Origin of the sequence: Spiroplasma endosymbiont of Megaselia nigra (assembly GCF_003987485.1) — a bacterium.
GTDB lineage: Bacteria > Bacillota_I > Bacilli_A > Mycoplasmatales > Mycoplasmataceae > Spiroplasma.
Genome location: NZ_RCOO01000193.1, coordinates 1 through 2,032, shown reverse-complemented (window position 1 = coordinate 2,032; position 2,032 = coordinate 1). Strand labels below are relative to the sequence as shown.

Annotated in this window: 3 protein-coding genes; all 3 read left to right on the top strand. The window is 23.9% G+C overall.

Going from position 1 to position 2,032, the window contains the following annotated elements:
* The coding region (locus tag D9R21_RS06805; RefSeq protein ID WP_158613948.1) for a hypothetical protein at positions 1-252 on the top strand (252 nt) is incomplete at its 5' end.
* A gap of 12 nt (positions 253-264) precedes the next feature.
* Positions 265-1,446: a hypothetical protein gene (locus D9R21_RS06000; protein WP_126821487.1), complete on the top strand. Its 1,182-nt coding sequence runs from the start codon at positions 265-267 to the stop codon at positions 1,444-1,446.
* A 156-nt stretch (positions 1,447-1,602) separates the two neighbouring features.
* Complete coding sequence (locus D9R21_RS05995) at positions 1,603-1,881, top strand: hypothetical protein (protein WP_126821486.1); 279 nt, start codon at positions 1,603-1,605, stop codon at positions 1,879-1,881.
* Positions 1,882-2,032 lie beyond the last annotated feature (151 nt).

Sequence of the window (2,032 nt, the reverse complement as noted above, 5' to 3'; positions counted from 1 at the left end):
AAAATATATCGGACAATTGCTAAGATATTAAAAATGCAAGAACAATTTAAAAATAACTTTAATAAAGATAAATTGTTAAATACGCTAGAAGATAGTGCGATTACTAGTTTATTGGGTAAAGGATTAGCATTTCAAACATACAAGCAATTCAGAACAAAACAAGATTTAAACAAAACAATTAAAACAAAAACATTACTAAATAGTAAAAAGTTTATATTAAAGAAAATATATTCTAAAAAAAGTAAATGATAAGGAGGTGATTAAATGCTAAATGAATTATGAAAAAATGTTACTTTGGAAAATTATAATAATTTTATTCCAATGACAGGTAAAATTACACAAGTTCCAGTTCGTTATAATAAGTTCTTTAAAGGTGATGTAGAATTATGATTTAAAACATTTGCTTTAAGAGCCCAAAATATGATTAATTCATATTTAAACTATCCATTTTCAAAACTAAAATTTGAAACATTTAAAGACCCATTATTAAAGAAAATTTGTATTAATATGGTGTTTATTACGATTGAGCATTGAACATTTAACCGCATTCCAATTGAGTTTTTTACTTCGGCAAATATGAGTGTTGGTAATATTAATTATTCTTCACAAAATGACCCTATGGCAACATGACAAGGTCTATTGCCTACCTATGCAAAATCATTGGCTAATTTAACAACTTTAAAGAAAATGTTTCGTACTTTTCAAGAAGAAGGTATTGATTTAACTATGATAGATTTAGAAGCATATTATACTCAATTAGAAGTTGATGCTTTAATAGAAAAAGAAAAAACTAAGATTGACAATAAAAGTATTATTAAAAATAACAAAAATGAAATAAGTGTTCCATTTGATAATAAAACTATCATTAAAAATGATAATGGAGAAATTGCTGTTTCAAATTTAAAACAAAATAAAATTATTTTAATGCCGAATTCTAGTAAACATAATAATGCTGATTTTAATGATGAAACTGGTGAATTAAGAATATGAGACCCAAGCTTTCAAAATAATGACCAAGTTGCAGATTTTAGTGTTATTAAAACAAACAAAACGCTAGGACTAGAAGCAACAGATGACACATTACCAACTACTAAATATGTTAATGAACATTATGCTTTAAAAGAAAGTGTTGAACAGTGAAAAGAAGTTGGAAAAAGAGTAAGTGAAAAAGAAATTAAATATAAATTTATTTTAGGAAAAAAATATAAAGTTTATTTTGTTTGAGAACGACCAACCGCAGATTTTGTTATAACAACTTGTTTTGAATGTAAAGATAATCATGGGGGTTTGCAAACTATTTCAACTAGTTTAGCCTTGGGAGCGGGTGGAGCAACAAGGATTGGTTTTTTAAATGCAGACAATTCTCCTAATAATCATAAATTAGTAATTTCAATGACAGGTGATGAATATTCGCCAACAATTCTAAAATTAGAAGAGTTACAATAAATTAACGAAGATAATTAAGATTAAAAAAATATTGCAATTAAAAATGATAATAAATTAATTACAAATAAACGTTAATTTATTAGGAGTAAAAATTTATAGATGAAAATTATAATTAAAAAGAAAAAAATAATTTAGAAAAAACATGAGGTGTTATAAATGAATTTAAAAGATTATAAATCAGAAATTTTATTATTAATTCGCAAAATATTTATTTGGGGATTAGGAGCAATTTTAATAATAAGTGCAATTGTGTTATTTTTTTGCAAAGCGTTTAAAGTAATTGAAATTTCATGACCAGAATATTTTTATATTGGCTTATCATTACTTATTAGTGGTGTTTTAGTTTATTTAATTGATAAAATTTTTGAATTTTTTAAAAAAGATAAAAAACAAGATAATATTGAGTATGTTATTAAAAAAGAAGATACAAAATAATGAGGTGTTATAAATGGGATTGTTACCAGCGAAAAAGAAGATAAAAAAAGAATATGATATTGATAGTTATTATCTTAATTTAGCATCAACGATTACTAATCGTAAAAATGTCACTGTTCAAAAACATAATGAGATTTTAGAAAAAAGAATT